This window comes from Candidatus Pseudothioglobus sp. uisw_070, assembly GCF_059512545.2.
This window is the reverse complement of record NZ_CM183456.2, coordinates 975,489-1,001,406: the sequence shown is the minus strand read 5'-3', so window position 1 is coordinate 1,001,406 and position 25,918 is coordinate 975,489. Positions and strand designations below refer to the sequence as shown.

At 35.6% G+C, this 25,918-nt stretch carries 31 protein-coding genes and 1 tRNA gene; 7 read left to right on the top strand and 25 right to left on the bottom strand.

From position 1 onward, the window contains the following. The first annotated feature begins 63 nt into the window (after positions 1–63). Genes AC5YGD_RS05015 through ssb form a run of 3 tightly spaced genes read left to right on the top strand, consistent with a single transcriptional unit; the run spans position 64 to position 2,504 of the window. Complete coding sequence (locus AC5YGD_RS05015; protein ID WP_271558614.1) at positions 64–834, top strand: outer membrane protein assembly factor BamD; 771 nt, start codon at positions 64–66, stop codon at positions 832–834. 24 nt (positions 835–858) lie between these two features. Then, positions 859–2,016, top strand: coding sequence for an MFS transporter (locus tag AC5YGD_RS05010; RefSeq protein WP_496140922.1), 1,158 nt, complete (start codon positions 859–861; stop codon positions 2,014–2,016). A 17-nt stretch (positions 2,017–2,033) separates the two neighbouring features. Then, positions 2,034–2,504, top strand: a complete 471-nt coding sequence (ssb, locus tag AC5YGD_RS05005; RefSeq protein ID WP_496140921.1) for a single-stranded DNA-binding protein — start codon at positions 2,034–2,036, stop codon at positions 2,502–2,504. Positions 2,505–2,521: 17 nt separating this feature from the next. On the opposite strand, the gene acpS is transcribed toward ssb, so the two are convergent. From acpS to AC5YGD_RS04965, 8 genes are all read right to left on the bottom strand, one after another. Then, the gene (acpS, locus tag AC5YGD_RS05000) at positions 2,522–2,920 is read right to left on the bottom strand and encodes a holo-ACP synthase (protein ID WP_271558617.1); all 399 of its coding nucleotides are present in this window, start codon (positions 2,918–2,920) and stop codon (positions 2,522–2,524) included. Further along, positions 2,917–3,648 carry a pyridoxine 5'-phosphate synthase gene (gene pdxJ, locus AC5YGD_RS04995; RefSeq protein ID WP_496140920.1) on the bottom strand — a complete coding sequence of 244 codons (732 nt, stop codon included), beginning with the start codon at positions 3,646–3,648 and terminating at the stop codon, positions 2,917–2,919. Before pdxJ ends, acpS begins: the two co-directional genes overlap by 4 nt. 8 nt (positions 3,649–3,656) lie before the next feature. After that, a complete protein-coding gene (gene recO / locus AC5YGD_RS04990) occupies positions 3,657–4,343 on the bottom strand; it encodes a DNA repair protein RecO (protein WP_271542032.1) in 687 nt (228 codons plus the stop codon). Next, positions 4,336–5,220 (bottom strand): GTPase Era, encoded by an 885-nt coding sequence (gene era / locus AC5YGD_RS04985; protein ID WP_496140919.1) that lies wholly within the window; start codon positions 5,218–5,220, stop codon positions 4,336–4,338. Before era ends, recO begins: the two co-directional genes overlap by 8 nt. After that, positions 5,217–5,882 carry a ribonuclease III gene (rnc, locus tag AC5YGD_RS04980; protein ID WP_271542030.1) on the bottom strand — a complete coding sequence of 222 codons (666 nt, stop codon included), beginning with the start codon at positions 5,880–5,882 and terminating at the stop codon, positions 5,217–5,219. Before rnc ends, era begins: the two co-directional genes overlap by 4 nt. 3 nt (positions 5,883–5,885) lie before the next feature. After that, complete coding sequence (gene thyA / locus AC5YGD_RS04975; RefSeq protein WP_271558620.1) at positions 5,886–6,680, bottom strand: thymidylate synthase; 795 nt, start codon at positions 6,678–6,680, stop codon at positions 5,886–5,888. After that, entirely contained in the window at positions 6,677–7,465 is a 789-nt protein-coding gene (gene lgt, locus AC5YGD_RS04970) for a prolipoprotein diacylglyceryl transferase (RefSeq protein WP_496140918.1), read from the bottom strand. Before lgt ends, thyA begins: the two co-directional genes overlap by 4 nt. 134 nt (positions 7,466–7,599) lie before the next feature. Further along, entirely contained in the window at positions 7,600–8,067 is a 468-nt protein-coding gene (locus tag AC5YGD_RS04965) for a DUF1643 domain-containing protein (protein ID WP_496142354.1), read from the bottom strand. Positions 8,068–8,161: 94 nt separating this feature from the next. Here AC5YGD_RS04965 and AC5YGD_RS04960 point away from each other — a divergent pair, with 94 nt between their 5' ends. Continuing rightward, positions 8,162–9,142, top strand: coding sequence for a D-cysteine desulfhydrase family protein (locus tag AC5YGD_RS04960; protein ID WP_496140917.1), 981 nt, complete (start codon positions 8,162–8,164; stop codon positions 9,140–9,142). Positions 9,143–9,152: 10 nt separating this feature from the next. Here the strand turns inward: AC5YGD_RS04960 and AC5YGD_RS04955 are convergent, their stop codons facing one another. The 6 genes from AC5YGD_RS04955 to AC5YGD_RS04930 form a co-directional block, all read right to left on the bottom strand. Next, positions 9,153–10,667 carry an ABC transporter permease gene (locus tag AC5YGD_RS04955; RefSeq protein ID WP_271542019.1) on the bottom strand — a complete coding sequence of 505 codons (1,515 nt, stop codon included), beginning with the start codon at positions 10,665–10,667 and terminating at the stop codon, positions 9,153–9,155. Then, positions 10,660–11,724, bottom strand: a complete 1,065-nt coding sequence (locus AC5YGD_RS04950; protein ID WP_496140916.1) for a betaine/proline/choline family ABC transporter ATP-binding protein — start codon at positions 11,722–11,724, stop codon at positions 10,660–10,662. Before AC5YGD_RS04950 ends, AC5YGD_RS04955 begins: the two co-directional genes overlap by 8 nt. Positions 11,725–11,791: 67 nt before the next feature. Continuing rightward, on the bottom strand, positions 11,792–12,754 hold the full coding sequence (locus AC5YGD_RS04945; protein ID WP_271542022.1) for an ABC transporter substrate-binding protein: 963 nt from the start codon (positions 12,752–12,754) through the stop codon (positions 11,792–11,794). A 181-nt stretch (positions 12,755–12,935) separates the two neighbouring features. Beyond that, positions 12,936–13,685, bottom strand: a complete 750-nt coding sequence (locus tag AC5YGD_RS04940) for an alpha/beta fold hydrolase (protein ID WP_496140915.1) — start codon at positions 13,683–13,685, stop codon at positions 12,936–12,938. A 34-nt stretch (positions 13,686–13,719) separates the two neighbouring features. Continuing rightward, the gene (locus tag AC5YGD_RS04935) at positions 13,720–14,112 is read right to left on the bottom strand and encodes an NUDIX domain-containing protein (protein WP_496140914.1); all 393 of its coding nucleotides are present in this window, start codon (positions 14,110–14,112) and stop codon (positions 13,720–13,722) included. Then, the gene (locus AC5YGD_RS04930; protein ID WP_496140912.1) at positions 14,094–14,297 is read right to left on the bottom strand and encodes a hypothetical protein; all 204 of its coding nucleotides are present in this window, start codon (positions 14,295–14,297) and stop codon (positions 14,094–14,096) included. Before AC5YGD_RS04930 ends, AC5YGD_RS04935 begins: the two co-directional genes overlap by 19 nt. Positions 14,298–14,452: 155 nt before the next feature. Between AC5YGD_RS04930 and AC5YGD_RS04925 the strand changes: the two genes are divergently transcribed. After that, complete coding sequence (locus tag AC5YGD_RS04925; RefSeq protein WP_502319129.1) at positions 14,453–14,659, top strand: hypothetical protein; 207 nt, start codon at positions 14,453–14,455, stop codon at positions 14,657–14,659. 56 nt (positions 14,660–14,715) lie between these two features. Then, the gene (locus AC5YGD_RS04920; protein ID WP_496140910.1) at positions 14,716–14,898 is read left to right on the top strand and encodes an AlpA family phage regulatory protein; all 183 of its coding nucleotides are present in this window, start codon (positions 14,716–14,718) and stop codon (positions 14,896–14,898) included. Positions 14,899–14,917: 19 nt separating this feature from the next. On the opposite strand, the gene AC5YGD_RS04915 is transcribed toward AC5YGD_RS04920, so the two are convergent. From AC5YGD_RS04915 to AC5YGD_RS04890, 6 genes are all read right to left on the bottom strand, one after another. Then, positions 14,918–15,133, bottom strand: coding sequence for a TIGR02450 family Trp-rich protein (locus AC5YGD_RS04915; protein WP_496140909.1), 216 nt, complete (start codon positions 15,131–15,133; stop codon positions 14,918–14,920). Further along, positions 15,133–15,453, bottom strand: coding sequence for a hypothetical protein (locus AC5YGD_RS04910; RefSeq protein WP_496140908.1), 321 nt, complete (start codon positions 15,451–15,453; stop codon positions 15,133–15,135). Before AC5YGD_RS04910 ends, AC5YGD_RS04915 begins: the two co-directional genes overlap by 1 nt. Before the next feature lie 499 nt (positions 15,454–15,952). Then, positions 15,953–16,387, bottom strand: a complete 435-nt coding sequence (locus AC5YGD_RS04905; RefSeq protein ID WP_496140907.1) for a hypothetical protein — start codon at positions 16,385–16,387, stop codon at positions 15,953–15,955. Between the two features lie 108 nt (positions 16,388–16,495). Beyond that, positions 16,496–17,281 carry a hypothetical protein gene (locus tag AC5YGD_RS04900; RefSeq protein WP_496140906.1) on the bottom strand — a complete coding sequence of 262 codons (786 nt, stop codon included), beginning with the start codon at positions 17,279–17,281 and terminating at the stop codon, positions 16,496–16,498. 182 nt (positions 17,282–17,463) lie between these two features. Next, positions 17,464–18,711, bottom strand: coding sequence for an MFS transporter (locus tag AC5YGD_RS04895; RefSeq protein ID WP_496140905.1), 1,248 nt, complete (start codon positions 18,709–18,711; stop codon positions 17,464–17,466). Positions 18,712–18,867: 156 nt separating this feature from the next. Further along, positions 18,868–18,944 (bottom strand) — tRNA-Arg (locus AC5YGD_RS04890). Between the two features lie 173 nt (positions 18,945–19,117). Here AC5YGD_RS04890 and AC5YGD_RS04885 point away from each other — a divergent pair. Then, positions 19,118–20,479 carry a S41 family peptidase gene (locus AC5YGD_RS04885; protein WP_496140904.1) on the top strand — a complete coding sequence of 454 codons (1,362 nt, stop codon included), beginning with the start codon at positions 19,118–19,120 and terminating at the stop codon, positions 20,477–20,479. 127 nt (positions 20,480–20,606) lie between these two features. On the opposite strand, the gene lepB is transcribed toward AC5YGD_RS04885, so the two are convergent. From lepB to pheA, 5 genes are all read right to left on the bottom strand, one after another. After that, positions 20,607–21,506, bottom strand: a complete 900-nt coding sequence (gene lepB / locus AC5YGD_RS04880; protein ID WP_496140903.1) for a signal peptidase I — start codon at positions 21,504–21,506, stop codon at positions 20,607–20,609. Between the two features lie 77 nt (positions 21,507–21,583). Beyond that, positions 21,584–22,888: a 3-phosphoshikimate 1-carboxyvinyltransferase gene (aroA, locus tag AC5YGD_RS04875; RefSeq protein ID WP_496140902.1), complete on the bottom strand. Its 1,305-nt coding sequence runs from the start codon at positions 22,886–22,888 to the stop codon at positions 21,584–21,586. Positions 22,889–22,896: 8 nt separating this feature from the next. Continuing rightward, positions 22,897–23,748: a prephenate dehydrogenase/arogenate dehydrogenase family protein gene (locus AC5YGD_RS04870; protein ID WP_496140900.1), complete on the bottom strand. Its 852-nt coding sequence runs from the start codon at positions 23,746–23,748 to the stop codon at positions 22,897–22,899. Then, entirely contained in the window at positions 23,745–24,809 is a 1,065-nt protein-coding gene (gene hisC, locus AC5YGD_RS04865) for a histidinol-phosphate transaminase (RefSeq protein WP_496140899.1), read from the bottom strand. Before hisC ends, AC5YGD_RS04870 begins: the two co-directional genes overlap by 4 nt. Beyond that, positions 24,806–25,885, bottom strand: coding sequence for a prephenate dehydratase (pheA, locus tag AC5YGD_RS04860; RefSeq protein WP_496140898.1), 1,080 nt, complete (start codon positions 25,883–25,885; stop codon positions 24,806–24,808). The genes hisC and pheA overlap by 4 nt, the downstream gene beginning before the upstream one ends. Positions 25,886–25,918 lie beyond the last annotated feature (33 nt).

Here is a 25,918-nt window from a genome sequence, read left to right as displayed (position 1 = left end):
TTTCCATTCAAAAACGCACATAAGTATAATTTACTGATTAAAAGTAAATATCAAGCTCATACAATGACTAAATCCTTAATTCTTATACTTACATCTTTCATTTTTTTGGCTGGATGTTCCCCTTTTGGGGGAGATAAAGAATCAAGGAGATTAGTCGCAAATGGCCTCACACCTAAGACTTTGTATGAGAAGGCGGAAGATATGGTTGATGCTGGCTCTTTAGATCAAGCTATTGATCAATATCAAATTATTCTTTCATCATATCCAGGCTCAAAATATGCTATTCAAGCTAGGCTTGATATTGCATTCAATCTATATAAGCGTAAAAAATACACAAGAGCTATAGTTGAATTAAATAAATTCATTGAAAAATATCCTGACCTCCCTTCTACCCCTTATGCTTACTACTTAAAAGGTGTTGTTGCAGAAGATAAATCTAGCTCAATTTTAGATAATTTTGTTACGGATAGTGCCCAGAGAGATGTTGACAGTATTCGTGAAGCTTATTCTTACTTTGTTGATTTAATTGATACCTTTCCTAACTCTAAATACGCAAATGATGCGGGTAAAAAGCTAGCTAAACTTATGAACACTCTTGCAAGGCATGAGCTTTATGTTGCCATATACTATACCAAAATTGGCTCACACATTGCTGCAATAAATCGCTCAAAATTTATTATTGAGAATTATCCAAATAGCTCTTCTATTCCTGATGGTCTTGATCTAATGGCATACAATTATGACCAAATAAATGCTACGAAGCTCGCAAGTGATATAAGAATAGTTTTATCTTCTAGTTATCCTAATTACTCTAAAAACTATTCAATTGATTAGCGTCAAAATATAATATCTTTAGTTATGAACTCAACTGAAAGGCTATTTGCTTTAAAAGTTTCGCTAATTATGTCCGTTCGAATGCTCGGTTTATTCATGCTTTTTCCTGTCATGAGTGTTTATGCAGGTGATTATGATAGTTCGACCCCTTTCTTGATTGGTATGGCAATTGGGATTTATGGTCTTACTCAAGCTCTACTTCAAATACCTTTTGGCTATCTTTCTGATCGATTTGGAAGAAAACCTATCCTGATTGTAGGGCTTTTAATTTTTTTGATAGGAAGTGTTGTTGCAGCAAATGCTTCTAATATTATATTTGTAGTTATTGGGAGGGCTTTACAAGGCGGCGGCGCAATATCAGCTGTCTTAATGGCGTTTTTAGCTGACTCTATATCTGAAGATAATCGAGCAAAGGCTAATGCCTTTGTTGGCTTTCAAATTGGTGTGGCATTCATGCTTTCATTAATTATTGGGCCAATGATAACCTCAAGGATTGGGCTTTCAGGGTTGTTTTGGGTTATAGGCCTACTCTCAATTATTGCTATGTTAATAGTATTGTCTCTTGAGCACTCCAAGCCAATCAATTATTATCGGCTATCTTTTGGCGCCTTTAGAGAAACTTTAAGTAGAGAGTTAATTGCTTTAGATTTTAGTGTATTTTCATTGCATTTGATTTTAGCAAGTGGTTTTATAGTAATGCCACTTCTTATTATGGAAAACCAAATAGTCAGCATGATTGATAACTGGCAGCTTTACCTTCCAGCAGTATTACTATCATTTATTGGAATGATTCCTCTTATAATTATTTCAGAGAAATTTAAAAAAACAAAGTACATATTGTTGCTTAGTATTTTTCTGCTAATTATTAGTCAAATTATTTTTTATATTTCAAACTTAAATTTCTCAGTTTTCCTCATTACTTTAACCATCTTCTTTGTCGCCTTTAATACTGTTGAAGCAATTTTACCTTCTTTATTATCTAAAACTGCGAGCGCCTCTAAGAGGGGTCTTGCTATGGGTATTTTTTCAACATCACAGTTTTTAGGGACGTTTATTGGCGGTGCAATTGGTGGTTTGATTTATGACATTTTCGATTTAAATAGTGTATTCTTATTCACCATATTTATAGCAATTATCTGGTGGTTTATGGTTCTTTTTTCACCACTTAAAACTAAAACTTAACAGGAGTAAATATTAGTATGGCCGGAATAAATAAAGTAATATTGGTTGGTAATCTAGGTGCAAAACCTGAAATTAAATACGCTTCAAATGGAAACGCAATAAGTAATTTATCAGTTGCAACTAGTGAGTCTTGGACTGATAAAAATACTGGCCAAAAACAAGAAAGAACTGAATGGCATCGTGTTAGTTTGTTTGGAAAAGTTGCTGAAATAGCTGGCCAGTATTTAGATAAAGGCTCTAAGGTTTATGTTGAGGGCAAATTGCAAACTAGAAAATGGCAAGATCAAAGTGGACAGGACCGCTATACGACTGAAGTTGTAATAAGTGGATTTAGTGGAACCTTACAGATGCTTGATCGCCGTGATGACTCCAACTCTCCAATGCAATCACAGCCTCAATCAACGCCGCAGCCTGCTCAAAATGCTCAACAAACACCAAGTATTACTCCGGTTGCTCAAGATGAATTTGAGGATGATATTCCTTTCTAGAGTCGTCCTAAGTTTTTTTAACTTAGTTTCTCAGAGTCTAGTTTTTCAAGGACTACAAAAGCGACTGCATTTTGACTTTCATCTGATATGCTTAGGTGCCCTTGCTTAATTCCTTTTTCTAATAAATATAGCCTTAGCTTTTCACTAGGTAAAAAATAAGGCTTTCCATTTTCATTGTTTCGAATAGTTAGATCTTGAAAGCTAACTACCCTTCCAATTCCTGTGCCTAAAGCCTTTGAAAAAGCCTCTTTTGCAGCAAAACGCTTTGCAAGAAAGGCAGCACTATCGGCTTTATTTGCAAATAAAGCCTGTTCATGTTCAGTTAATACTCTCTTCATAAAGCCATCACGATTTTTTAATATAATTGCCTGGATTCTTTCTATGTCAACTATGTCAGTTCCAATTCCATAAATCATATAGCTCTCGCTTCTAATAATAAAGCTTTCATTTCAGATGTTGCATTAGCAAGTCCAACAAATAGTGCTCTTGAAATAATTGAGTGGCCAATATTTAGCTCAACAATTGATTCAATTTTAGCTACAGCAGTAGTATTCAAAAGTGTTAAGCCATGCCCTGCATTAACTTGAATTCCAAGACTTAAAGCATATTCGCAAGCATCAGATATTCTTTTAAGCTCTAATTCAGACTCGACTTTAGAGGCTGCATCTGCATAGTGACCTGTATGAATCTCAATTATTGGTACGCCGCATTCAGCAGCGGCATCTATTTGTCTTTTGTCTGCATCAATGAAAAGGGATGTTTTAATATTATTTGAACTAAGTTGAGAGCAAACCTCTTTCATTCTAACTATTTGTGAAGCAACATCTAGACCACCTTCCGTTGTCAGCTCCTGTCTCTTTTCGGGAACGAGGCAGCAGTCTTCAGGCAAAACATTAGAGGCAATTTTGAGCATTTCATCAGTTGCTGCCATCTCTAAATTCATTTTAGTTTTTAACCTGGACTTTAACTCAATAACATCATTGTCTTGAATATGGCGCCTATCTTCTCTAAGATGAAGCGTAATGCTATCCGCGCCAGAATTTTCACAGATAAGCGCTGCATCAATCAAGCTGGGGTATTTTGTGCCTCTGGCCTGTCTTAATGTAGCTATATGGTCTATATTAACGCCAAGAAAAATACTCATAATTACGCCTAATTAACAAAAAATAACTCTTTACTTTTAAGTGGTTTATCACCTAAAAGAGGTTTTAATCTCTTTCGATTCAATTTTTTTAAAGTGTTCAACCCTTCTGAATTTGGAGTTACTTGATTAGGATTGACAATATTCAATAGAATTTCACCCAAAATTTTACCTTCAGTTTGTGCAATAAAACCCTGATCTTCAATAAAATCATATAGGCCATTGATTTTGATTGGGTTGCCCTCAATATCATCATTAAAGTCAAGCCCATAACCTAATTCTTGCAACAACTGATTTTCAAATATGCGAAGTGAGTATTCTTTTTCAGAGCTAGACTTTTGATCCATTTTTTTGATGAAATTCCAGTAAGCACTAAAAACCTCACTGTATTCATCCCCTTCAGGTAGAAGCCTAATAAGAAGCTCATTGACATAGATTGCTAATATCAGATCATCACCAAGTAGTCTTCGTGGTTCATCAGAAATTTCCCACTGGGAAAGGCTTTTTAGGTCACTCTTTCCCTTAAATGAAATACTTAAGCATTGAAACATTTGAAGTGATGTTTTGCTGCTTCTAGCACCTCTGGCTATTAAGCGCACTCTGCCATGGTTTTTAGTAAAGAAATCGAGTAATAGAGAGCTTCCTTGGTACATTCTTCTGTGAATCAAAAATGCTGGAGAATTCTCGATCCTAGTCATAACCTAGAGATGCTAAGGCTCTTTTATCATCTGACCAGCCTTGTCTAACCTTAACCCACAGCTCTAAGAATACTTTCGCCTCTAAAAAACCCTCAATTGTTATACGTGAATCTTGCCCAATTTTTTTCAACATTTCACCTTTATGACCTATTACAATACTTTTTTGAGAGGCCTTATCAACAAAGATGCGCGCAGCAATTCTATACATTTTGCCATCAAGCTCAAACTTCTCAATTTCTACTGTAATGTCATATGGAAGCTCATTCGATAAGTTTCTCATAAGTTTCTCACGAATGAACTCGGATACAACAAATTTTTGAGAGCGATCTGTTATGTAATCATCATCATAAATAGGATCTTGCTCAGGCAAATATTTAAGAATCAAGCTTCTAAGTTGCTTCGTGTGGGACCGGTCAAATGCAGACAAAGGAAAGACCTCATTAGCTTGAAACTTTTCACCGAGCATTTCAAGGTAAGGAAGTATCTTATCCACTGAGCTTGATTTATCAATCTTATTCACGCAGATTATAACGGGTATATCAACCTTACTTAGGTGCTCTAACACTCGAGCATCCTCTTTTGTCCATTTAAATATTTCAACAAGCCAAATTATCATATCCACATCAGCAAAGCTTGAACTAGCAGCTTTATTCATATATGAATTAATTGCTTTATTGTTTCCAATATGTATACCAGGAGTATCTACAAAAACAATCTGATAGTTTTCCTGAGTGTCAATAGCGTTAATTCGATGCCTAGTTGTTTGAGGACGGTGTGATGTGATTGAAAGCTTTTGCCCAATTAATTCATTAACTAGGGTTGATTTACCAACATTTGGTCGCCCTACTACTGCAATGAAGCCTGATTGAAAATTCATTTATTTAAGATACCTTTTAAAATTGATTCAGCACAGGCCTGTTCTGCTCTTTTAATACTTTTTGCACTCTCTTCAACGCCAAGACTATATTCCTTAATAGAGCAGTTGACGTAAAAAATAGCGTTATGATCTTTGCCTTCTGTTTTAGTAAGCTCGTAAACTGGCAAAGCGTAGCCTTTTTTTTGCAATAGCTCTTGAAGTTGAGTTTTAAAATCTTTCAATGAATCTTCTGGTCCCGATTCATTTAATAGGTCATTGTAAAGTTTTAAAATTATTCCACTAACTGTTGCGTAATCAGAATCTAGGAATACAGCCCCTAAAATAGCTTCAAATGCGTCCGCCTGGATAGATTCCCGTCGAAATCCGCCACTTTTTAGCTCTCCTTGACCCAATAACAAGCTTTCAGAAATATTGAGTGTTTTGGCAAGCTTAGCTAAAGTCTGGCCTCTAACAAGGCTAGATCGAAGCCTTGATAGCTGTCCTTCATCAATTAACGGAAAGCGTTGATAAATCTCAAGAGAGATTACGCACCCTAAGACGCTGTCACCCAGAAACTCCAATCTTTCATTATTTTTTTTACTAACACTTCGATGAGTTAAGGCTTGCTTAAGGAGATTAATGTCTTTAAATTGATAAGAAATATTTTTTTGTAATTTTTGCATATGCTAGATTGCAACTGGAGCTTTAATTGGATCATCATGTTCATATTCAGAGAGTTCAAAATCTTCATATTTATAGTCAAAAATACTTTCTGGCTTTCTATGAATTAAGATCTTTGGAAGTTTTTTTGGAGTTCGCTTTAGCTGAGTTTTTACCTGCTCAAAATGATTTGAATAAACGTGGCAGTCTCCACCACTCCATACAAAGTCTCCAACTTCAAGATCACACTGCTGAGCTACTATATGAGTAAGTAATGCATAAGAGGCAATGTTGAAAGGGACTCCTAGAAATATGTCAGCACTTCGTTGGTAAAGCTGACATGATAGCTTTCCATTCGCTACATAAAACTGAAACAACGCATGGCATGGGGCAAGCGCCATTTTGTCTAACTCTCCAACATTCCAACTTGAAACAATAATTCGCCTTGAGTCTGAAGAGTTTTTAATGAGATTAATTGCCTCTTTGATTTGATCAATTTCTTTACCTTTAGAGTTTTTCCATTTTCGCCATTGAGCGCCATATACTGGACCTAAGTCGCCATTTTCATCTGCCCATTCATTCCAAATATTGACTTTATTTTCTTTTAGATATTTGATATTTGTATCACCTTTTAAAAACCATAAAAGCTCATGAATGACTGAAGGAACATGCACTCTCTTAGTGGTAACAATTGGAAATCCATGATTTAAATTAAATCGCATTTGATGACCAAAAATACTTTTAGTTCCAGTACCAGTCCTGTCAGTTTTGTCAGCGCCAGTATCTCTTACAAGTCTTAAAAAATCTAGATATTGTTTCATGTGCTACCTTTTACATAATAGGATTTATAAAATATATACAGGCCAATGAGAATCATTGGGAGGCTCAACGCTTGGCCCATTGTTAGCCACTCAAAAGCTAAGTAACCAAGGTGCGAGTCAGGCACTCTTATAAATTCAATTATAAATCTAAAGGTGCCATAAAAAATCAAAAATAAAGCTGAAGTGGATCTAATAGGTGGATTTTTTTTGCTAAAAAACCATAATATGACAAACAAGACTACTCCCTCTAGCAATGCTTCATATAATTGAGTTGGATATCTTTGAGCCCAAACGCCGCTTTGGTCGGGCGCGTAAACCCCCCATGAGCTCTCTGTTATTTTCCCCCAAAGCTCTCCATTAATGTAGTTTCCTATCCTTCCAAAAGCAAGCCCTAGTGGGATAAGTGGCGCAATAAAATCGGTCGTTTGAAAAAAAGAAAACTTTGATTTTCTGTTAAATAAAATCATTGCAATCAGAACGCCTAAGAAGCCGCCATGAAAAGACATTCCACCATTTTGAAAATTAAAAAATGTTAACGGGTTTGCTATAAAAACCGAGAAGTTATAGAAAAGTAAATAACCAAAGCGCCCTCCCAATACAACACCTATAGCGCCATAAAAAATTAAATCATCAACATGCCGTACATTCCATTCAGAGTGTGATTTAACTCGAGATTTTGCAAGTAAATAGGCCACTAAAAATGCCAAAAGGTACATGACCCCATACCAGTAAATTTGCACAATTCCTAAGTCTAAAATTACTGGGTCAATTACAAGGTATTTCACAGATTAAATGAGTGCATAAAGGTAGCGTTTAAGTTAGTTTAATTTAAGAATTGTAAGCATATTTCATTATGTATTGAATTATAGGCAATGTTGCCGTTTTAGTGTATCAAACTGGGTAGTGATAAGCCAAATAACTAGTTAACAAAATTAATCAATCCTTGGTCTTTCTTTTGATAAAGCGGGTGCGCAGGCTGACCTGATTTATTTATGTTTAGACACATTGGTTTATTAATAATTTCTAACACCTCCTTATCTCTATTCAGGAAATAACCATCATTACCCCATGCTACAACTGTTAACTCGCTCTTTCGATAGTTTTTTAAAATATGTATATTGTTATCTTTCCCTATAGGTAACTTGACTTTTTTGAGTTCCATTGGATAAGTCGACATATAAGCAAACAAATTAACCATGATTAAGCCGCCATATCCCCAATCTTTAGCAAAATTAATACATCTTGTTAATGTAGGGTCGTCAATTGTTTCATCTGCAATAGAAGGGTTTAATCCAATGAACAAAACATAACCATCTGCTGAATTCCAAGACCTTGTTAGAGAGTATCGGTATTTTCGGCAGTTTGAGAATACTGCGCTTTTCTTTATAGTGCTCATTTATATAAGTTTATCTATAAAATAATTTTAATGTTCAAGAAGAGAGTTGAGCAAAGCTTTATTTTTTTAACTCAAGTTTATTTTTATGATTAATAATTTTCCAAGAATTAAACTTGGCCATTTTCCTACCCCTATAGAATCTTTACAAAATATTACTAAAGAGCTTGGCGGTCCTGAAATATTTATCAAAAGAGATGACTGCACGGGGCTAGCAACCGGAGGAAATAAAACAAGAAAACTTGAATTTATAATGCCTGATGCTGTAAAAAACAAGGCAGATCTTGTTGTCACTGTTGGTGCGATTCAGTCCAATCATGCAAGACAGACCGCTGCTGCATGCGCAATACTTGGAATTAAGTGTCTTATTGTATTGGAACAGAGACTTGCTAACGCTCCTGAGTCTTATATGAATTCAGGAAACATTTTCTTAAATAAAATTTTTGGTGCTGAGATGATTTTGTGCCCTATTAATAAAAATGTTGAAGAGTTTGCAGGTGAAATAATGGATGATAGAAAGAAGCAAGGTGTCAACCCTTACTTTATTCCAGTTGGCGGAAGCAATCACTTAGGGGAGCTTGGGTATATTGAATGTATGCGAGAGATTATTGAACAAGATAGTGAAAAGCTGTTTACTCATATTATTTTAGCAACTGGAAGTGGTGGTACTCACGCTGGCCTAATTGCTGGGAAGGCTCATTATCAAAGTGATATTGAAATTATAGGAATAAGTATTAAGGATAAAAAACTTGATCAAGAGGATAAGGTTTTTAGGTTAGCTAAAAACTCTTGTGACTTCATCCAGTGTAAATCTTTAGATCGCAAAAACGTTATAGTTGAAGATGGTTATGTTGGCGAGGGTTATGCCATCCCTACTGAAGGTATGAAAAAAGCTTTAAAACTAATGGCAAGAAAAGAGGCTATATTGCTTGACCCTGTATACTCTGGAAAAGCATTCGATGGTCTTATTGATTTAGTTAAAAAAGGGTACTTTAAAGATTCAGATAAAATTTTATTTATTCACACTGGTGGTTCAGCAGCGATTCCAGCCTATGAATGGGCATTTTAGAATAAACTACTTAGTCCCTTTTCTTTCCTTGTATAACCCTATCAAGTATTAGAGCACAAAATAAGATTGCAATTCCAGCCAGTATTCCTTGACCGACATTAGCATATTGTAGGGCCTCTAGAACATCTTGTCCTAAGCCTTTTGCGCCAATTAAAGATGCAACTACAACCATTGCTAAGCTCAACATTACGGTCTGATTTACACCAGCAAGAATAGTTGGCATTGCAAGAGGTAAGTCAACCTTAGTCAATAAATACCATTTAGAGCCGCCATAAGCAATTGCCGCCTCCCTTATAGTTTCAGGCACACCTTTTAATCCTAATACAGTGAGCCTTACCACAGGAGTTCCTCCAAAAATCATGGTAATAATAACTGCTGAAACTTTTCCAGTTCCAAAAAATGCGATAACTGGAATCATAAATACAAATGCAGGCATTGTCTGCATGAAATCCATAATTGGCCTAATAAAGGCATAAAACCTAGGTCTAGTGGCGCAATATATACCTAGTGGAATTCCAATAGATATGCTCAGAATCGCAGCAGTTCCTAACAATGCCAACGTTGTCATGGCCTTTATCCAAAAACCTAGAAAACCCATGTATGCTAAGAATGCTAGAGAATATACAGCCGCTCTTGGTCCAGCAGAGAGGCCAGTCATTAATACTATTGCACTAATAACTACAATCCAAGGAGTTGTTACAAAAAGCATCTCTAGGGCATCTAGGACTGACCTTATTCCAAAAGTAATCGCAGTAAAAAGAACGTCGCCTTTAATTACAGCATAATCAAAGGCCCTTTCTACCCCATCTATTGAGGCAAGCCTTATGTCAGGATGCGTTGGAAAATCTGCAAACAAGGCAACAAGATTCGGAAAACTATAGTGTATTGTTGAAAAAATAATGATTACCAAGACAAATGAAATACTTAATAGAAAGTTTTTAAATTCCATTCCCGGGCTTATTTGTTTGTTAGAGAGCCACTCAGAAAACTTTTTTTCTAAAATAGAGTTGGCCAGTACGCCTTGCAATACCCTTATTAAAATAAACAGAAAAATACCACTAATGGCAATTGCAACTCCAGACGCTTCAATGCTTTGAGCCTCCTGTAAATACCCTCCAATTGAGTCTTCAAGTGACTTAATTGTTCTTCTGAACATTTCAACTTTATCTGAATTGCTATCAATAGCAGCCTGGAGTTGCTTCTCTCGAAAATCAATTGTTGATTGAACTTTTGCAATTTTGCTATAGGCTTCGGCGCTAATATTGCCAAAAAACCCTCTGACAATTTGAACAATTGCAAATGTTTCGATCAGTAAAAATGCTAAAGACCAGTTCCATATGTTTCTGACCCCAAACCATGCGGAGCCAAATAAAAATGCAAATAGATTAAAGGATACAACAAATCTTGAGCTGTTATTAATACGGCCAAACTCATGAACATAGTATTCAGAATTAGTTTTTACGAAAACTGGAATTTGATCAGTGTTTGCGTAATCATCATTAGGTATTAGGTTGTCTTTAGTCATCCTGGCCCTCGACAATAGATACCAGTAAGTCTTTTTGAGATACCACGCCAACATCCTGGCCATTTTTGTTACTGATAACGATTGGCTTATCACTAGCAACAGAGCTCTCAATTAGACTGCTTAAATCGTCATTCTCTGTCATTCTTATGGCATCTTTTGGTATTGCACCATAATTTTTACTAAACTCATCAATTGGCTTCATTATCGATTTTGCTTTAACAACTTCAAGTCTTGAAATTCCTTTTACAAAGTCTGCAACATAGCCATCCTCTGGGTTCATAACTATCTCTTCTGGGGTGCCAATTTGAATAACTTTACCATCTCTCATGATAGCAATACGGTGACCAACTTTAACAGCTTCATCTAAATCATGAGTAATAAAGACGGTTGTTTTTTTTAATTTCTTAGATAATTTTATAAATTCTTTTTGAAGTTGCCTTCTAATCAAAGGGTCTAATGCGCTGAAAGGCTCATCCATCAATAGTATTTCAGGATCAGCAGCTAAAGCCCTTGCAAGACCGACTCTTTGCTGCATTCCACCAGACAGTTCATGAGCATATTTATTACCCCAGCCAGTTAACTCGACTGTATTCAGGATTTCATTTGCTTTCCCATACCTCTTATTTTTATTAACCCCTCTTATTTCTAGTGGCATAGCAATGTTGTCAATCACAGAGCGGTGCGGCATCAGTGCAAAGTTTTGAAAGACCATACCTATTTTTTTATTTCTAAAATCTTGTAATTCTTTTCTTTCTAGGGCCATCACGTCTTGGCCATCTATTAGTATTTTGCCTATTGTTGGCTCTAGAAGCCTATTAATATGTCTTACAAGGGTTGACTTTCCACTTCCAGATAGGCCCATTACGCAAAATATTTCACCAGGCTTAATGTCAAATGAAACATCTGAAACGCCAATTACTGAATTGTAATTTTCTAATGCGTCTTGCTTTGAAATATGATCTTCAGTGATTGCTTTTAATGCCTCTGGAGAGGTATTTCCAAATATCTTAGAGATATTTTGAATTTGAATAAAGCTTCCAGAGTTTTCTTGCGACATAGTATTTACATTAATTGAAAAAAAACCGGCGCATATAAAACGCCGGCTTTATAACGAACTTGTTAGATTATAAACCTAACCATCCATCAACAGTACCTTCGTTCTGAGACATCCAATCTCTTGCTACTTCTGCCGCATCTCTCTTATTAACAGAAATTTCATAGGCAAGCCATGATACGTCATCAGACGTTAACTGGAAGTTATTGAAAAATTCAACAATTGCTGGAGACTTGCCTTCAAGTGAAGTGCCCCAACCGATTTGAATATTTTTCATTGCATCTTTAGAGGCTACATATGACTTTTTATACCAATCAGCGTCACTCTTTGGTTGAATCATTTTGTACGCAGCAGGATCATGAGTAGGCTCAGTCAACATTACAACTGGCGCCATTCCCCATATAGCGTGTGGCTTATAGCAATAGAATGCATAGCCCTCGCCTTTTTTGATCGAATCTAAAACTCTTGCATTTTTTACAGCTTCAGCAGCTCTAATAGGCTCAATACCAAGATCTAGTAGTCCATAATCTCTTACTTTAACCTCATTTACGTTTGCAGAGGCCCAGCCATCAGCGCCAATCCAAAATTCACCTTTACCATTGCCATCACTATCCATTGCAGCAATAACCTCAGGCCTTCCAAGATCGAAGATAGACGTTATGCTCATCTCTTCAGCAAACGCTTGAGATACGCAGTAACCTTGATTTCCTTCATAACTCAAAGAGCTTAACTTAAGAGTTCCTTTTGGAACTAGTTCATTAGTGTAAGCCTGTTGGTTTGGTAGCCAGACATCAGGGTGAACTTCAATCTCACCTTTACTTCTGTCAATTGCTCCATAGATAGCAGTATTGTTTCCAGGAACTAGCTCAACTTCACCACCCATTTTGTCTGTGATTACCGCAGACAGTAGGTTTGCAATTGCAGTAGCTCCAGTCCAACCTGGATCGCCAATATTTACTTTTTCCGCATAAGTTGCCATAGACGCAGAAAGCGCAACAACGGCAGCAATAGCTGTTTTATTTACTAACTTCATGTATTTCTCCTTTTAATGAAATTTACTTTTTTCTCTATTACTAAAGTATTCGTACTAGAAAAAAATCGAGTATACATCAATTAATATATATGTTTCAAGTGTTAATTTAAGTTAAGAGTAAAATAAAGTTCTATATGAACTTTAAAAAATGGCTACCCTAAAGCTAGAATATGCCATACCTTTAAACTAGAAAATCCTTGATTGATTGATTGATTAGTGAAGGTTTTTCCATATGCGAGTTATGGGCACATCCTTCAATAATTTTGATAAGAGAATTTGAAATCCCCTTATTTAGAATTTCTTGCTGGTTCCAGTCATAGGAGCGATCATTTTTAGCCCATAGAATTAGAGTGGGTGATTTAATTTGATCAAGTTGCGCCCTTCCGTCCCAGCAATCCCATGCATCAAGGCTTGCAAGTGCAGCTTGGGTTGTCGCTTTTGAACCTTCATCCAAGCATAATTTATATCCATCTCCCTCAAGGTGGTCCATAAACCATGTCTTTGCAATATTTTTTCGAGTTTTTTCAAGGCCAAATTTAATAATTTTAGCTCTTGATTGACCAATAGTTTCAAACCTGCTTGGCAAGACTCCTATTGATCCGGTACCAAAACATATTAACTTATTAACGCGCTCTGGAAATAACGCAGCCATTTCTTGAACAATCATCCCTCCCATTGAATGACCAAGCAAATTAAAGGTATCAATTTTTAAATAATCTAAGAGCTCAAACACTTGAAGTGCATTCTCTCTAATAGTTGAAGGAGCGTTCATTTTAGAGCTCTCACCATAACCAGCAAGTGAAGGCATAATCAATTCAAAGTTATCCTTTAAATCTTCCTGAAATTTCCACATATCTTGGCCACCCAAATAGCCGTGGACAAGTACCAAAGGAAAGCCCTTCCCAATTCTTTTGTAGGATAAGTGTTTCATAGCAATAAATGATAAAGTATTAACTGCATTACAATTAAATTAGTGATGTAATATTTCCATCACCCACAACAAAGTCATATTTATCAAAATCTCTTTTATCAGCCCATTCCATTGCCTCATGTTCATTAAGACTAATAACGCCATCTTTTATTGAGCAAAGGAAGTAATGCAGAACAATATTTATCTCGCTGTCCTTATATCTTTCTTTTGCAATCTTTTCATAAACATTAATGTTTATATTTAATTCCTCGTATATCTCTCTAGTAAGAGCTTCTTGAAGTGTTTCATTTGCCTCAACTTTACCACCAGGAAATTCCCATTTAAGGCCCATATATTTATCTTTACCCCTTTGAGCAATCAAATAATGATTATCTTTCTTTATTATTGCAGCAACAACGTCTCCAGGCTTTATAGAATTATCTGCCATACTCCACCTTTAAAGCAGCCATACATATCAAGTTTACCCTCACTGCATAATTTAAATAATTCTTCTTTCGTATATTCGCTTTCTAAAGATTGAAGCTCTTGATAACTTGAGGGTAGGAAAGTGTTGATACAACTATACAAACCAAGATAGGTATTAGGTGCTTTTTTTAAAAGAATCTTTTTCACAAAAAGTTCTCTAAAATTTAAATATTATTGATTGATGCAATAGAATACCAATAAAAAGATTTTATGTAAGATTAAGGTTATTAGAATCTTTTTTACTTATAATTCAAGAATAATAAAAATTAAGGAGAAATATTATTAAAAAAATATTATTTATAATGTTGTTAGCTTTTTCTACTATAGCTTCTACTGAGGAGGGAAGGTACTCTATGCTGAAAGATGAACTAGGTGTTTATATTTTAGATGGTGAAACTGGCAAAGTTAAACATTGCAGAAGTGTCCCAATAGCTAATGCAAGTGCGACTGGTGGCGAGCTAGTTACAGCCTGTACACCTTGGAGTGGAGAATATATCCTAAAACAATAAAATAAAATTTATTAAATTATTTATGGACTATTTAATTTATAACACAGAGGTTAAGGATGGATATTTTTTTGACTGAGATTCAAATATTTGAACTTACTGGCTTTACTAAAACTCAATTAGATGAAATGATTAAAGTGGGTGATTTTCCAAAACCTGTAAAAACTGAAAGAAATAATATATGGCTCGAAAGAGATGTTTTGCAATGGGCTAATGCCCGAAATCTTCATATAAGTGGATAAGGAAACAGCGCTTCATTAATTAGTTCCAGCCTTGTTGCCAATATTTACTCTCTATTAAATCTTTCCAGTTAATGAGTTCTGTTCGATTAGATATTACTGCTTCTATTAAGCAATGAGTTACGTTATCGTTTTCATCAAACTCTAATTTTGTAATGATAAAGTGTCTCTCTTTATTGCATGGTGTAACTGCCGTCCATTTACTGTTAAGTAATTTTTTAGAAATTATTTTATTCATTAACTAGCAAATTTTGTAGTGAAAAGCACTACCGCCAAGAACATACTCATTAAAGGAAGGAGAAGTAGGATTTGAGTCGCAAATTGTAAAATAGTTGTTCTTACCGCTTGAGTTTCAAAAGATCTATAACTTAGAAACAAGATAAAAAAATAAAAGATAGACGGAATTAGGGCAGAAGATCTAAGTTCTTCATAGCCAGCATTAGTTTCAAGTCTGTTGAGAAGTATTCCTGCAAGGATATATGTGCCTACTATTCCGACCCAAAAAAGCTTTGTTGCTATAAATTTTATTGTGGGCTTTTCTATATTCTCTATTTTCATAAATAATCTTCTGAGTCCAGATAATTGCTTTAATGGTTTACACGATTCATCCAAATACTAACAGCTTTTATATTATATATTCAGAGTCAACAAGTTTCAGTTGATAATTTAATCCGGTGACTGAGGGCTTATTAACTCGTAGTCGTTATAAATAGCCTCCAATATTTAATTTACAAAGCTACTTATAATAGAAACCATTGCGTACATAAAGCTGAGCATAAATGCCATACATCCAGTTGTCCATAAGACTAGTTTAGTTTCCATAGATTGTCTCCATAAATTTAATAGTAATTTTCAAAACGAGGCTATTCTAATAACAAAATATAAAGATAAGATGAAGATTAGAAGTTGTTTAGATAAAGAGTTTGAAATAGAGGATTTTACGTGGAATGAGACTTATAAAAAGCTTTGAGAGATGATGTGCTCGAGGTGATTCAGAAACCGACATTCGGCTTCGAGTAATAATTTTTAAATCACCCTTTTAAAGTAAGCAGAAAAATTACTGGCTTAGTATAGCAAGGTAATCTTTGTTAACGATATCACTATTTCTAAAAAGAATAGAGCATTTATGTGACTTGTCTTTTCTTAATTCACAGCATTCTAAGGCGTTTTGAACTGCAAAAACCCTAGCAGCATTTGTTTGATACATGCAAAAACCACTAAAATCAGCACTTTTTATATCGTTTTCAGGGTAGGCAAATGCTATTACTCTGTTATAGTTGGCACGATAAAATTTTCCATACCAAACATGCCACGGAATAGCAAAGCCTCGGTCGTGATCTGGGGGTATTGGGGCATCATAGTTAATTAAACTAAATGTATTAAAGAGTGTTCTTAGACTATCCTTATCAACGGTCTTAGAGTAATCTGAAAGAGCGCTGGAAGAATAAAGTATATGTGTCAAAAAAAATAATAGGAACGCAATTTTTTTCATATGCCTAATCTGTTAATTGTGATTTAGATTATTATTATAAGTTAATTTAATTAAGGAATATGGTTTTTCAACATCGTGCGCTCGAGGTTATTCGAATTTCTAATAGTATTAGAAACTAGCCCTAACAAAAAAGCCCATTTTTGCATCACCATATTTGTGTGTAGTAAAAGCTGCCCCTAAAGCAATATTCTTTTCAATATGCTTTGAAGCCTCAACTTCAATTTGGTGATCAGTAGGCATATTTTTGCCTGTAACTCTATTATATTTGGCTGCCCACTCTATATCAAAATTAGAAATAGTTCTAACCCCCACGCTAAAATTAGTAAGTTTTTTTGACTTACTAATATTATTCCAAAGGGGATCTCCTTCATCAACGAAAAATTCTCTTACACTCTCTAATTTTGATGTGTTCTTGCCAAACGATAAAGAAGAAGTGAGCTGAGTATAGGTTAAAAGTATATTTCCAAAATTTTGCGGATGCAAGTCATAGTTTTTACCTAAACCGACTGAAAATTCACTCGATCTATATTTCCAATCTCTTATCCAACGATTTTGATGCCCAACACCATCAGTCCAATCACCTTTTTCACGCTCATAACTTCCAATTACTGAGAAGTTATTCCCAATGTCAATGGAGCCTTCTACATCAATTACACTTTCTGCATAGTTTTTATTAGTTGCGCTTGATATTGCATCTGAGTCATTATTCCCATTAACACCTGTCCAAGGTGACGCATTCTTAGCAATTTCACCACGTAACTCACTGTAAAGAGGGGAGAAGCCATTCATGCCATAGCCAAATTTAAGGTAATTATCATTAAACCCCTCAGATAGTGCATTTGAAGAAAACAAAAGGGATAGGGTTATTGGTAGAGAAGCTAAATATCTATTCATTATTAAATTTAAAGTTGTTAATGTAGTTTAATTATATGACAAAAAAAAATTTAGTAAACAGTAAAGAGAAATATATAAAGCAATATAATTTTTAATTGTCTAGTTTAATTAGTGTTTTAGGTGATTCGAAAACTCAAACTCCCCTCGATATAGCTATCTTGTAGCACTACTTCTCATAATTTTCATATATTTTTAATTTTAAAAAATATATGATTTTTATTAATAATTAAAAAGAATATATAAGAAGTTAAACTTAGTAATAAGAAAACTGAAAAGGCTGTTTTAAATCCTATTATTTCAGTATAGCCAAAACTTTTAACTAAATCAATTACAAGACCAATAAACCACTGCATTATAAAAGCCCCTAAAAAAATTAATAAATTAAATGATGTAAGTGCTTTGCCTGCTAAGTGACTTTGAAAAGATAAACCTACAGCTGGCTGAACTACAGATAAAAAGATTGAACTGAGGATGAATAATGTAATATAGAATGCACCTGCTTTTGATCCTAAAATTATAATAAATAACATAACCAAAAAACTAATTGGCAAGCCAACTGTTAATATTCTTAATGCACTAAAACCAAGATTTGTAATCCTAGGTAAAAAATAACCCCATAAAAAAAATGAAACAAGCATTGTAATATTTATCCAAAATAATCCTGTAGCACTTTCAAGTGGAGTATAGCCTGCAACTCTAATCATCCAGGGTCCTGCCCATAAAGTTTGGATCGCCATTAACCCTCCATAATTAAATAAACCCATCGGAATAACACTTATAAAGAATTTATTTTTCCACACATCTGCTAATGAGCCTGACTTTAGTGGGTTTTCCAAAGATTCATCCTTTTGATGATTCCACTTTGGAATAAAAGCTAATATTAAAATTATACTAATTAATATCAATGCTGCAGTTCCACCGAATATCCATCTCCAACCAAAAGTAGGTAACAAAAGTTGAACAGGTAGTGTTGACGATAGAAATCCTAACGAAGCTATCATTAACATCCAAGAATTTGCTCTTTGCTGTTGGTTTTCTGCAAACCAAATTCTATAACCGGTTAATGGCGCCATTAAACAAGCGCCAGCTCCAACCCCAATTAATATTCTGGAAACTAGCAAACCTGAAAAGCTTTGAGCAAGCGCAAAAGATACTGTTCCAATAAATGCAATTAATAGAAATGACGATACAATTTTTTTTGGTCCAAACTTATCTAACAAATATCCAAGGGGAATTTGTATAGATGCAAAACCTAAAAAATAACCTCCAGCAAGTAGCCCTAAATCTGCCGCCATTAAATCAAATTCTAGAGTTAAAACTGGGGAAAGAGTAGCTGTAATTGCTCTTAACATGCAAGATAAAAAATAGCCAAAAGCAAAAGCAAAAAAAACAGTAATAGCCTGTTTTCTTGGAAGAATATGATTATCCATTAAGATAATCAAAATCCATAAATAAAAATAAGAGTATTTTTTTCATAACAACAATTGTAATTTATTCTGAATCTAAATTCTACCCATCACTCGATTAATAGGGTTAATTTGGATTAGGGCAAAGTCCTAAAGACCTTATGATATAAGAGTGAGAGATGGTGCGCTCGAGGCGATTCGAACGCCCGACATTCGGCTTCGGAGGCCGACACTCTATCCAGCTGAGCTACGAGCGCAATTAGTAACTGATAATTTTAGTCGAGTCGTTACGTTTAGAAGTAAAAATTATATGAATTTGCAATGTTTTATTTAAAACTACATGGTTTCTTCATTTAAACTTTATAAAACACAAGTACAATTCTTTTTAAATTAATTTACTAACTCACTTTTAATACTAACTAAATTTATTATGATAAACGCAAAGGCTTTAATTAAATCAACTGTTCTTTCTGCTTTTCTCTTTTTTGGAGCTACAAGTGGACCTTTAGCCGAGGAAGAAGACTACTCCCCTCTTGACTCCCCATCTTTCTTTGAGGGTTTAAATACCTTTACTACTGTTTTCTCTCAAATCAAGCTAATGTATGTTGATGATATTGATGATGAAACTTTGTTTAATAATGCGATAAGAGGCTTAGTTGAGGGCCTGGATCCACACTCTAGTTTTCTTGAGCCACGTGGCCAGTCTGACTTAAGTGAAAGTACAAGGGGCGCGTTTGGTGGCCTTGGTATCGTTATTGGTACGAAGGGTGAGTATATAGAGGTTGTATCCCCAATTGATGACACACCTGCATACAGAGCAGGCCTCAAGGCTGGAGACATTATTTTACAAATTGGTGATCAAAACGTAAGCCAAATTAACCTTGCAGAAGGAGTTAAGCTAATGAGAGGCGCTCCAGGAACCACCATTAAACTAACAATTGGAAGGCCTGATATTGCTCCTTTTGTAGTTGAAATAACGCGTGAAATTATCACGATCACCTCGGCAAAAGGACTCTTACTGGATGAAGGTATTGGCTACCTAAGAATTGCTCAATTTCAAAGACCAACTGCTGCGCTAGTGAAAACTATTGTTGCAGATTTAGTAGAAAAGAATGAAGGTGAGCTTGATTCTTTAATTATTGATTTAAGGAATAATCCAGGTGGGCTTTTGGATTCTTCGATTGATATATCTAATCTGTTCATTGATGAGCCTGGTATTGTGGTTTATACCGAAGGCAGAACTTCATACTCTAATAGTTCATTCCCAACAAAGCCTGGTGATATTCTTAACGGTGCACCTATTGTTGTATTAATGAATAGAGGGTCTGCTTCTGCTTCTGAGATTGTTGCAGGCGCACTTCAGGACCATAAGAGAGCTTTGATTATGGGTGAAGAGTCTTTTGGTAAAGGTTCTGTCCAGTCCGTGCTTAATTTACAAGATGGCTTTGGATTAAAGCTTACAACTGCGAGATACTTTACGCCTTCGGGTAGGTCTATTCAGGGAAAAGGAATAACGCCTGATATTGAACTTGAAAACATCTCTCTTAAAAAAGATGAAGATGAAGATTCCATAGACCTTAGCCAGCAAGAAAAAGATCTTAAGAATTCTCTCTCTGCTGAAGAGGTTGAAGCTCCAGTTTCACCTTCTGATCTTTCTACTGAAGAAATCATTGAGTCACAAGATAATATCAGTGATTTAAGGGATGAAGAGTACGTTGACCTTCTAAAAGAAGACTACTTTGTTCACGAGGCAATGAATGTCTTAAAGGCGCTAAAAATATATAAGAAATAACCACTAATTGCCTTTCATAATAAAACTTATGGAGGGCTATTTTTTGAAGGTTTACTTGCTTGAAAAGTCCAGAATTTCTTTAAAGCTTAAATAATCTGTAGTATTTTTTCCATAGTAAGCTTTTTTTTTAATCAAAGCCACCAATTCGACTAAACTGCATTGTATTAAAATTCCAATCCCAATGCATCCATATTCCAATAGCCCTTCCAATTATATAATCTTCTGGAACAAAGCCCCAAAATCTAGAATCGCTACTATGAGACCTGTTATCGCCCATTACAAAGTAATGACCCTGAGGAATTGTAATTTCCACCAGTTCTTTTGAATGTCCCTTTGGGTTAAGAAGTATGTCATGACCAGCAGAGTCAAATACTTCGCGGATTAGCCTGTAGTTATTCATTGATTTTCCTGAATCCACACCAACATAAGGGCCTATTTTTTTAACTTCAACTGACTTTCCATTAACTATTAACTGATCTTTTTTATAAGAAATTACATCACCTGGAAGAGCAACAATACGCTTAATAAAGTCTACCCCAGAGTAACCAGGCGTTTTTTCATAATTTGGGTACCTAAATACAATTATATCTCCCCTATTAGGGCTTGAAAACTCCACAAGCTTTGTGTTTGTTATTGGCAGTCTAAGTCCATAATCAAACTTATTTACTATAATAAAATCACCCGTTAAAAGTGTCGGCATCATTGAGTTTGAGGGCACACGAAAAGGCTCAAATATAAAGCCTCTAAACACCAAAACCAGCAACAATACTGGAAACATCTCTATTGACCACTGAACAACTTTTGGTCTGTGACTATACTTTTCAGATTTTGAAAATTTTAGAAATACTAAAAAATAGAGAAAACTGCCAATTTTTGATGTTTTTTCAGAAGTCTCAGTATTGATTTGGTTATTTTTCTTAGATAGGAGAAGGTCTGTTAAAACTATAACAATTGCAAGCGCCATTGCCACGAAAAGCCAAGATAGTACGTCCCATGCAAAGAACGGTTCTGCATTATTAATAGTCATAGATTAGTGTATTTTTCAAAAAGCGTATTATAACAAGGTGTTGGATGACATACTTAAATTACTACTAAGCATTAAACCTAACTAGTTTCAGAAATATTCATGCCAATTGAGTTCGCTAACTCTACAAAGTTTGGGAATGACGTCTTGACGTTGTCAACCCCATCAATATTTATTTCAAAATTAGACCTAACAGATGCAACAGCAAATGACATGGAGATGCGGTGATCATGATGAGATTTGATTGGTGCTAATTGCTCTTTAAATTCGCCACCAACAATTTTAATGCCATCATCAAGAACTTCATTCTCAATACCTAATGATGAAAGCCCATCAGCCATTACTTGAATGCGATCAGATTCTTTAACTCTTAGCTCTTTGGCGCCCGTTAAGACAGTTTCTCCATTGGCGCAGCTTGCTGCAATAAATATAGCTGGGAACTCATCAATTGCCAAAGGGACTAAGCGTTCTGGTATGTTAATTCCTTTAAGTTTTGATGAACAAACTCTTATGTCTGCAATTAGCTCACCAGCCTCCAATCGCTCGTTGATAAGCTCAATATTGGCGCCCATTAACCGAAGAATATCAATCACTCCTGTTCTGGTTGGATTGACATTCACAGCCAATAAAGTAATGTCTGCCTCTTTTGCGATACTAGCTGCTACCATGAAAAAAGCAGAGGACGATATGTCACTAGGAACTTCAATGTTACAAGCCTTTAGGCTCCCTCCCCCAAGTATAGAGACTTCACCAGGTGATGTATTAACCTTGTAACCAAAGCCTCTAAGCATTCTTTCAGTATGGTCTCTTGATATACCATTTTCAATAACATGAGTTTCACCATCTGCATAAAGGCCTGCTAATAGTAGGCATGATTTAATCTGCGCTGAGGCAACGGGTAGTGTGTACTTTAGAGAGGATAATTTTTTACCACCTTTAATTGTCAGAGGGGGCTTTGAATCAGGACCGGAAATGTCTGCACCCATTCTAGATAGTGGCTCGATAACTCTAGCCATTGGCCTCTTAGAGAGCGATTCATCACCACAAAGCTCAGAATCAAAGTTTTGAGCGCTCAGAAGGCCAGACATTAAGCGAATAGACGTCCCAGAATTTCCTAAATTCAATGGTTTTTTAGGCTCTTTTAGTCCGTGCATTCCAACACCATTAATAATTACATTTGACCCTTGTCTATCAATTTGGACGCCCATTTCCTTAAAGGAGTTTAAAGTTGCCAGGCTGTCTTCTCCCTGAAGAAATCCCGACACCTTAGTTATTCCAGTTGCAATCGATCCAAGCATTATAGATCTGTGAGATATTGATTTATCACCAGGAACTTTAATAGAGCCTTTTAGTGGTCTACATTGTGAGGTTACAAAGCTTGCCATCGGTTAAATTACCCTACCCATGAATCACGGGTTTTTTTAGCACTAGTAAACAACAAATCTAATTCATCACTATTTTCATTTTCAATCGCATCAACAAGGGAGTTCAATGTTTTTTGGTAGCCCTTGATATGGCTAATAATTTGATCTTTGTTTTGAATACAAATATCTCTCCACATAACAGCATCACCCGAGGCTATCCTAGAGAAGTCTTTAAAACCACCTGCAGCGTATACTGATGCGCTTGGATTTTTACTAATTAGATAATTAACAAGAGAGAAAGCAAGCATATGCGGTAAATGTGAGGTCATTCCAAGCAGCTCATCGTGAGATTCAGGACTCATAAAATCAACATCTGCACCAGCACCCTCCCACATCTTCTGAATGAGACTTATTGAATCTGGGCTGCTAGCCTCAAGAGGCGTAATAATAACCTTTCTATTATTAAATAAATTGGCTTCACTTGCTTCAAAGCCACTTTTTTCCTTACCTGCAATTGGGTGTGCTGGAATAAAGTAATTTGAATAATCCCCTAACGTCTGGCTCACTATTAAGGCAATATTAGTTTTAGTACTACCAACATCAGAAATTACTATTTTACTAGTTAGAAAAGGTTTTATTTCACTTAGAATCTCTTTAAAAGAGCCTACAGGAGTAGCGATAATTACAATATCTGAATCATTTATCGCATCTTTTAAGTTGGTTGAAAATTGGTCAATAACGTTTGCTTTTTGAGCTTTTTCTAAGCGATTTAAGTCTCTCCCAAAGCCAAAGACTACTTTTGCTAAATTATTCTCTTTTATCGCTTTCGCTAAAGAGCCTCCAATTAAGCCCACTCCAATTATTGTAATTTTATTAATCATAAAACTTTTTTTAATGCACTAAGCAGGTGATCGTTTTCATTTGAGGTTCCAATTGAAATTCTTAAATACCCTTTCATTTCAACTGGGCGCACAATAACGCCTTCTTTAAGTAGGTCATTGTAGATATTCATGGCATTATTAAATTCAACAGCGATAAAGTTAGCATGAGACGGAATGTAGTTAAGTTTTAAAGAGTCAAATCCACTCGTTAGCTGTTCATAACCATTAGTGTTTATTTCTACTGAGTCATTTAAATGTTTATCATCTGAAAGCGCTGCAATAGCGGCAACCTGAGCAGTATAGTTAACATTAAACGGCTCTCTTACGCGATTTATGAAATCTGCAATTAAAGGGCTGCATACAGAGTAACCAACCCTAAGTCCAGCTAAGCCATAAGCCTTAGAAAAGGAGCGCGTAATGATTAAGTTATCAAATTCCTTAAGCCAGTCAATTGCAAGATCATCAACATTTAAGTACTCAAAATAGGCCTGATCTAATACCACTGGGACATTATTAGGGACCTTTTGTAAGAAGGCATAAAGCTCATCATCACTTAAAAGAGTGCCCGTAGGGTTATTCGGATTTGCAACGAAAATAAGTTTTGTATTCTCACTTATTAAACTTAACATTGAATTTAAGTCATGGCCATAATTCTTAGCTGGAGAAACTTTTGCAGTAGCTCCCAAGGCCTGAGTGACCAGAGGGTAAACCACAAAAGCATACTGAGAGAAAATCACCTCATCAGTTTTTTTAGATACAAATACTCTTGCAATAAGCTCTAACAGCTCATTTGAACCATTACCTAGTGAAATCATGTCTGGCATTACTGAAAGCTTTTCAGCGATAGCTTTTTTTAGCTCAAAGCAGTTACCATCAGGATAGCGATTAATGCTTGATAAAGAGTTAAAAACCGCTTCTTTTACTGCTGCGCTAACGCCTAATGGGTTTTCATTAGAAGCAAGCTTTGTAATATTTTTAAGTCCTAATTCTCGAGCAAGCTCATCTATAGGCTTTCCACCTTGGTATGGACTCAACCCAAGGATTGACTCACAGGCATTCATAAAACTGCTACAGGATAAGAGCCTAAAATATCTAATTTAGAGACGCGTGATTTGACTTCTTGAATAGCTTTTTCAACATTTTTTTCGCTCTGATGCCCTTCTATGTCAATGAAGAACAAATATTCCCACTTTACTCCAGGTATTGGATGTCTCGCTAGTTGAAGCATATTAATATTATTGGCTTTGAATGGCTCCAATAAGTCAAATAAAGCGCCTGACTCATGCTTGGTGACAACTAGGAGTGAAGTTTTATCGTTAACGCCAGCTGGAACTTCATCTTTACCAATAATGATAAAGCGAGTAACGTTACCAGCATTATCCTCTATATTTTTAGCAACCCTTTCAAGGCCATAAATATTAAGGGCAACCTTAGATGCAATTGCCGCCGCATTAGGCTCATCCTTTACCATTCTTGCGCCCAATGCATTTGAGGCAACAGGCCTTAACTCAGTATGAGGATAGTGATTAGAGAGCCATCGATGACATTGATCAAGGGCCTGCTGATGGGCGTAAATAATTTTAATTTCTTGAGACTGGTCTTGCATCATTAAGTGATGAGCAACTGCAATTTCTACTTCACCACAAATATTTAAATCATGACTATAGAGCATATCAAGAGACGTACCAATAACTCCATTTGAAGAGTTTTCTATTGGCACAACCCCATACTGCGCATTATCTGTCTCAACTTGATGAAAAATCTCATCAACCGTTCCACAGTCAAGCGGTGAGACGCCATGACCAAAATGCTTTAGTGCTGCTTCTTGAGTAAACGTTCCCTCAGGACCTAAAAAGGCTATCTTCAGGGGCTGCTCAAGCGCCAAGCAGGCCGACATAATCTCTCTAAAAATAAGGGCAATATCCTTATCTTTAAGAAGGCTTTTGTTTCTTTGGATTACCTTACTTAATACCTCTGCCTCACGCTCAGGCCTATAAAAAGCTGTTTGCGCATTCGACTCCAGCTTTACAAGTGCAACCTTAGCAGCTAAGTCCGCACGCTGAGATATTAGAAGCTGAATCTTTTGATCCAGATCATCGATATCATTTCTTAAATTTTCAAGTGAATCGCTTTTCATAATACAAGTTAAAAGATATTCTTTTGGGGATAT